This is a genomic window from Stenotrophomonas sp. 2YAF22 (assembly GCF_052114665.1).
Lineage (GTDB): Bacteria > Pseudomonadota > Gammaproteobacteria > Xanthomonadales > Xanthomonadaceae > Stenotrophomonas > Stenotrophomonas indicatrix.
The window spans coordinates 1-5,571 of the sequence record NZ_JBFRFE010000255.1; the positions used below are offsets into that span (position 1 = coordinate 1).

Consider the following 5,571-nt stretch of genomic DNA (forward strand, 5'->3'; position numbering starts at 1 on the left):
TCCTCGAACCCGGCGTGGGCGAGACCCCGCTGTGGGACACCCTGGTGCTCAGCGCGCTGTTCCCGGCCGACAGCAACGCCTTGCTGCTGCTGGCCGCGCTGGAAGCCTTCGACCCGGAGCTGGACTGGAGCAATGGCAGCTTCCGCGCCGTGGAAGACGAAGACTGGGAGCGTGCGTGGCTGGACCAGTTCCAGCCGATGGACTTCGGCAGCCGTACCTGGATCGTGCCGTGGAACCACGAGCTGCCGGAAGCCGCGCAGGCCGCCGACGCTGCCATCGTGCGCCTCGACCCGGGCCTGGCCTTCGGCTCGGGCACCCACCCGACCACCGCGCTGTGCCTGCGCTGGCTGGACCAGTTGGCCGTTGATGGCCAACTGCAGGGCCAGCGCGTGCTCGACTTCGGCTGTGGCTCGGGCATCCTCGCCCTGGCTGCATTGAAGCTCGGTGCTGCCCAGGCCATCGGCGTGGACAACGACCCGCAGGCGTTGATCGCCACCGCCGACAATGCCGAACGCAACGGCGAACAGGCACGCATGCAGGTGTACCTGCCGCAGGACGAACCGGTCGCTACCTACCCGATCGTGGTCGCCAACATCCTGGCCTCCGCATTGGATGCACTGGCCGAACTGCTGGCCGCCCGCGTCGCCAGCGGCGGTCGCATCGCCCTGTCGGGCATCCTGCATGGTCAGGAAGACGAACTGCTGCAGCGCTATGCAACGTGGTTCGACGACCTCCAGGCCACCCAGGATGGCGACTGGATGCGCATCACCGGCGTGCGTCGCGCCTGATCGTGGTTGAATGACCGCTGGATCCGAGCCCGCGCCCTGAGCATGTCCGAGCCGCACCCACCGCGCCGTCCCCTGGCCACGTTCCTGCGCACCGCGCAGGAGCGAGCGGCCGCGCCTGAAGCCAGCGAACCGCGCGAACCGAGGCTGACCGATGCAGCGCCGGTGATCGAGGGCATCGACCCGGCAACGGACATCGTGGCGGCAACCGAAACAGAACCGGTGGCCGCCGCTGATCCAATCATCGAGCCGGACTTCACCGCCAAACCCAGCATCGTTGCCACCGCCGCCGATGCGCCCAGCTTCCTCGGCGTACGCCCGCGGGCGCTGCCCACCCCACGCTGGCATTGGCTGCTGGTGGCCGGGTTGGCGCTGCTGCTGTTGCTGCAGAGCGTGCTTGCCGATCGTGCACGGCTGGCCGCCGATGCCGGTACCCGGCCGTGGATCGGTGCGCTGTGCAGCGTGCTGCGCTGCGAGCTGCCCGCTTGGCGCGAGCCCACTGCATTGACCATGACCAGCCGTGAAATCCGCCCGTTGCCGGCCCAGCCAGGCGTGCTGCAGATCCAGGCCAGCATCCGCAACGATGCGCGCTGGCCGCAGGCATGGCCGGACCTGCGCCTGTCGCTGTCCGATGCCGATGGTCGTGTGATCGGCACCGGCGTGTTCGCACCAGCGCAGTACCTCGGCGAAAACCCGGGTGCGGCCCCGCTGGAACCGGGTCAAAGCGCACGCATCGCCTTCCGCGTGCAGGAGCCTGCCGCATCCACGGTCGCATTCACCTTCGAGTTCCTTTGACCTGGGCCGGACCGTCCGGCCGTGGCAGGTCGGCCACGCTCGCGCTAGACTGACCGCCATCACCTCATCCGGTCCGGCGCCCCGCGTGCATGGACCAACCAGATCGGGAACCCCCTTGAACGCTGTCCTTTCTCGTCCTGACAACAGTCGTGGCGCTGCCCGGCCACCGCTGCGCGAACATGTGGCCCAGTCCGTGCGCCGTTACCTGCGCGACCTCGATGGCTGCGATGCGGACGATGTCTACGAGATCGTGCTGCGCGAGATGGAGATTCCACTGTTCGTGGAAGTGCTCAACCACTGCGAAGGCAACCAGAGCCGCGCGGCCGCGATGCTGGGCATCCACCGCGCCACCCTGCGCAAGAAGCTGAAGGAATACGGCATCAGCGCGTAAGCGCGTTCCCGGTAGATCCACGCCATGCGTGGATGGCCCGCCGACGGAATCAACTGCCGCCACCCGCCTTCCAGTAGTAACGCACCACGTGGAAGAACACCGGCGCGGCGAAGCACACTGAATCCAGCCGATCGAGCATGCCGCCATGGCCCTCGATCATGTTGCCCCAGTCCTTGATGCCGCGATCGCGCTTGATCGCCGACATCACCAGGCCGCCCCAGAACCCCATCAGGTTGATCAGCAGCGACAGGCCGAACGCCTGCAGCGGCGTGAACGGGGTGATCCACCAGAGCGCGGCGCCCAATGCGCTGGCACAGAGCACGCCGCCCACGAAGCCTTCCACCGTCTTCGACGGCGACAGCTTCGGCGCGATCAGGTGCTTGCCCAGCAGCTTGCCCCAGATGTACTGCAGCACGTCCGACGACTGCACCACGATCACAAGGAAGGCGAACAGCAGCACGTTGCGCGCCGGATCGTAGCCCGGCACGCGCAGGTTCAGCAGCAGCGGCACGTGCGAGATGCAGAACACGCAGATCATCAAGCCCCACTGCACCTTCGACGTGCGCTCCAGGTAGTGGGTGGTATCACCACCGATGGTGGCCAGGATCGGCAGGAACAGGAACGCGTACACCGGGATCAACAGCGTGTACATGCCATACCAGTCGATCCACACCAGGTAGTACTGCCACGGCAGCACGATGTAGAACGCGGCCAGCAACGCGTAGTAGTCGCCCGATCGTGTCGGCGCCAGGGTGATGAATTCGCGCAGTGCGAACAGCGAGATGATGGCGAACAGCACGATCACTCCGGCGCGCCCGAAGAACAGCGCCAGCCCCACCACGATGGCCATCACCCACCACGCGCGGATGCGCGAGACCAGGTTGGCGATTACCGCGCTGGGTTGTCCACGCTGGCGCCAGCGCAGGGTTTCGGACACCAGCGTGGCCAGCACCAGAACCGCACCCACGCCCGCGAACAGCAGGCCGGTCTGCTGGCCCACGCTGCGTGCGGCGAGATCACCGGAAACGTCGATCATGAAGCTCATGCACGGCCTCCGTTCGGGGCCAGGGCCAGCAGCGCCTGCCGGCTGCGCGCCAGGAACGCGGCCTTGTCCTCATCGGCCTGCAGCCGCAGCGGCGTACCAAAGGTTGCCGTGCACAGCAGCGGCAGCGGCAGGAAACGCCCCTTCGGCATCACCCGCTTGAGGTTGTCGATCCACACCGGCACGAACTCCAGCTCCGGGCGTTGCCGGGCCAGGTGGTAGATGCCGCTCTTGAACGGCAACAGCGGCTCATCGCCGATGTTGCGCGTGCCTTCCGGAAACAGGATCAACGAACAGCCCTCATCCACCGCATCACGCAGCACCTGCAGCGGATCCTGATGGCGGTTGCCCGCCTCACGCTCCACCAGCACGCCATTGAACACCGCGTCGATCAGATAGCGTCGCAGACCGTCGCGCTGCCAGTACTCGGCGGCGGCGACCGGCCGTACCTGGCGCCGCAGCGCCGGCGGCATCGACGACCAGATCAGCACGAAATCACCATGACTGGCATGGTTGCCGTAGTAGACGCGGTGCTCGCTGGACGGCGCGCAGCCAACCCACAGCGCGCGTGCGCCGGTCACTACATGGATGGCCGCGCTGCAGGCGCGGGCGATCAGTTCAGCAAACATCGGCACCTCCGGTCAGGTCTGCGGCCACAGCACGGCCAGCAGCAGGGCAGCGAACTGCAGCAGCGTGGCGGCGTACTGGCGCATCAGCAGACGCCGCATGCCGGTCCAGCGCGCATCCCAGCCACGCGTCGGCGCCTGTGCGTCCAGCCTGCGCAGGCCGGCCGTGTGCAGTGCCTGGTCCACCCGCTGTGCCGCGTCTTCACCCTGCAGCCCCTCCTGCTGCAGCAGGCGCAGCAGGCTGGCGTCCAACTGCACGCGCACCGCGTAGTACGCCTGCAGAACGCCTGCAACCAGGCTCAGCAGCAGCAGGCCGGCGGCGAACATCGCCAGCCCAGGCTCGATGCCCAGCAGCAACAGGGCTACCAGCAGCAGGCCCAGTGACAACGCGGCAGGCAATCGCCCCTGTCGCAGCAGCAGGTGCATCATCGGCAGATCGGGCACGGCGCTCATGCAATGGTCTCCTGCGCGGCAGCGGCCGCGATCACCTGTAGATGAACGTCGTGCAGCACGATCGACGGCCGCGCGCCACGCACGATCGACACGGCGTCGGCCGCATCGCGCGCACGGCCGGTGCGCAGCAGCCAGGTCGCCACGCTGGCCGCGCTGCGCGAATACCCCAGCGCACAGCAGACCAGGACGGGGCCATGGCCGCGCAGGCGTTCAATGGCATCTGCCGCTGCACGCAGCTGCGCGGCCGACGGCACCACCAGGTCCAGCATCGGCACGCTGGCGTACGCTGCTCCCGGCGCGCGGCAGGACAGCTCGGCACAGGTGTCGACCACGCCCACCAGCGGTGCCGGCAGTGCGGTGCCTGGCAGGCGCCCCAGCCAGACCGCGTCAGCCACGTGCAMCGGCTGCGGCGCACGGCGCGTCCACAGCCGCGAATTGATCCATGCGGCAGCCAGGTACGGTGCCAGCAGCCAGCGCGCCGCCATCGTCAACCGGCCATCGGCGCGCTTCTGGAACACCGCCGTGCCCAGCCCGGCGTAGGCCAGCGACACCAGCAGCAACGACACCATGGGCCACAGCAGCCACAATGCGGTGCCGCGCAGCATCACCACCGGCACCAGCAGCAGGCCGGCGCCCAACACATACAACGCGGCCAGCCGCCAACGTTTCGGGTCACCGGCGGCCTGCCAGGCACGCAACGGCGGCGTGCCCTGCTCCGGCCACAGCCACACGCACAACCAGCCGGCCAGCAGCCCGGTGGGAATGTCGATGAAGTGATGCTGGAACGTGGTCAGCACCGAAATGCCGATCAGCAGCGCCCACACATGCAGCACCAGCCGCCAGACCCCGTGCAGGTACTGCGCGAACTTCACCCACAGCACGATCAGCAGCACGATGTGCAGCGACGGCGCCTGGTTGAATGGTTTGTCGAAGCCCAGCAGCACGTCGAACAACCAGCCGAACACACCGCCGATTTCCGGCCGTTCGAAGCTGAAGCGCAACGGCCACAACAGGAAGCACGCCACCGCGATCACCTGCGCACTGAGCAGGCGCAGCGCGTGCCGGTCCAACTCCAGCCGGCGCCGGCACAGGAAGAACGAGATCGCATAGAACAGGTCGATCGACCAGTACGGCACGATCGTCCACGGCACGAATGGAATCCGGGTCTCCCAGGCGAACGCCATCACCGGCAGCTGGGCATGGCGGCCGGCCATCCAGTTGGCGAAGCCATAGCTGGCGAAGAAGAACGGACCGAGCAGGGCCAGCCACAGCAGGGCGCGCCGCCAGGGGCGCGCCTCGCTGGATGATGCGGTTGCCGCCAGCGTCGCCATCACGCGATCCGTCGTGCCAGCGATACGGTGAAGATGCCGAAATCATCGATGCGCTGGGCCACCTTCTGGAAGCCGGCCAGGCGCACCAGTTCGTCCATCTCGTGCTGGGTACGGCGGCGCATCACCCACGCCGCGCCACCACGATGGC

General features: G+C 67.8%; 8 protein-coding genes. 3 read left to right on the forward strand and 5 right to left on the reverse strand.

The window, feature by feature from the left end:
• The 3 genes from prmA to fis all read left to right on the forward strand — a co-directional run.
• The coding region (gene prmA, locus AB4Y84_RS11600) for a 50S ribosomal protein L11 methyltransferase (RefSeq protein WP_442250159.1) at nt 1-788 on the forward strand (788 nt) is incomplete at its 5' end.
• A gap of 42 nt (nt 789-830) precedes the next feature.
• Nucleotides 831-1,580, forward strand: coding sequence for a DUF3426 domain-containing protein (locus tag AB4Y84_RS11605; RefSeq protein WP_442244487.1), 750 nt, complete (start codon nt 831-833; stop codon nt 1,578-1,580).
• A gap of 115 nt (nt 1,581-1,695) precedes the next feature.
• Entirely contained in the window at nt 1,696-1,971 is a 276-nt protein-coding gene (fis, locus tag AB4Y84_RS11610) for a DNA-binding transcriptional regulator Fis (protein WP_006397198.1), read from the forward strand.
• A gap of 49 nt (nt 1,972-2,020) precedes the next feature.
• Here the strand turns inward: fis and AB4Y84_RS11615 are convergent, their stop codons facing one another.
• The 5 genes from AB4Y84_RS11615 to AB4Y84_RS11635 all read right to left on the reverse strand — a co-directional run.
• On the reverse strand, nt 2,021-3,016 hold the full coding sequence (locus AB4Y84_RS11615) for a phosphatidate cytidylyltransferase (RefSeq protein WP_223496862.1): 996 nt from the start codon (nt 3,014-3,016) through the stop codon (nt 2,021-2,023).
• Nucleotides 3,013-3,642, reverse strand: coding sequence for a lysophospholipid acyltransferase family protein (locus AB4Y84_RS11620; RefSeq protein ID WP_025878621.1), 630 nt, complete (start codon nt 3,640-3,642; stop codon nt 3,013-3,015). Before AB4Y84_RS11620 ends, AB4Y84_RS11615 begins: the two co-directional genes overlap by 4 nt.
• 12 nt (nt 3,643-3,654) lie before the next feature.
• On the reverse strand, nt 3,655-4,092 hold the full coding sequence (locus AB4Y84_RS11625) for a hypothetical protein (RefSeq protein ID WP_336032581.1): 438 nt from the start codon (nt 4,090-4,092) through the stop codon (nt 3,655-3,657).
• Nucleotides 4,089-5,423 carry a phosphatase PAP2/dual specificity phosphatase family protein gene (locus tag AB4Y84_RS11630; protein ID WP_442250160.1) on the reverse strand — a complete coding sequence of 445 codons (1,335 nt, stop codon included), beginning with the start codon at nt 5,421-5,423 and terminating at the stop codon, nt 4,089-4,091. The genes AB4Y84_RS11625 and AB4Y84_RS11630 overlap by 4 nt, the downstream gene beginning before the upstream one ends.
• Nucleotides 5,423-5,571: class I SAM-dependent methyltransferase family protein (locus AB4Y84_RS11635; RefSeq protein ID WP_442250161.1), on the reverse strand; the 149-nt coding region annotated here is incomplete at its 5' end. The genes AB4Y84_RS11635 and AB4Y84_RS11630, both read right to left, overlap by 1 nt.

Excerpts from the sequence above, each read along its gene's own strand:
- AB4Y84_RS11605 (WP_442244487.1), top strand. The coding sequence starts at position 831 with ATGTCCGAGCCGCACCCACCGCGCCGTCCCCTGGCCACGTTCCTGCGC.
- AB4Y84_RS11615 (WP_223496862.1), bottom strand. The coding sequence starts at position 3,016 with ATGAGCTTCATGATCGACGTTTCCGGTGATCTCGCCGCACGCAGCGTG.
- AB4Y84_RS11620 (WP_025878621.1), bottom strand. The coding sequence starts at position 3,642 with ATGTTTGCTGAACTGATCGCCCGCGCCTGCAGCGCGGCCATCCATGTA.
- AB4Y84_RS11625 (WP_336032581.1), bottom strand. The coding sequence starts at position 4,092 with ATGAGCGCCGTGCCCGATCTGCCGATGATGCACCTGCTGCTGCGACAG.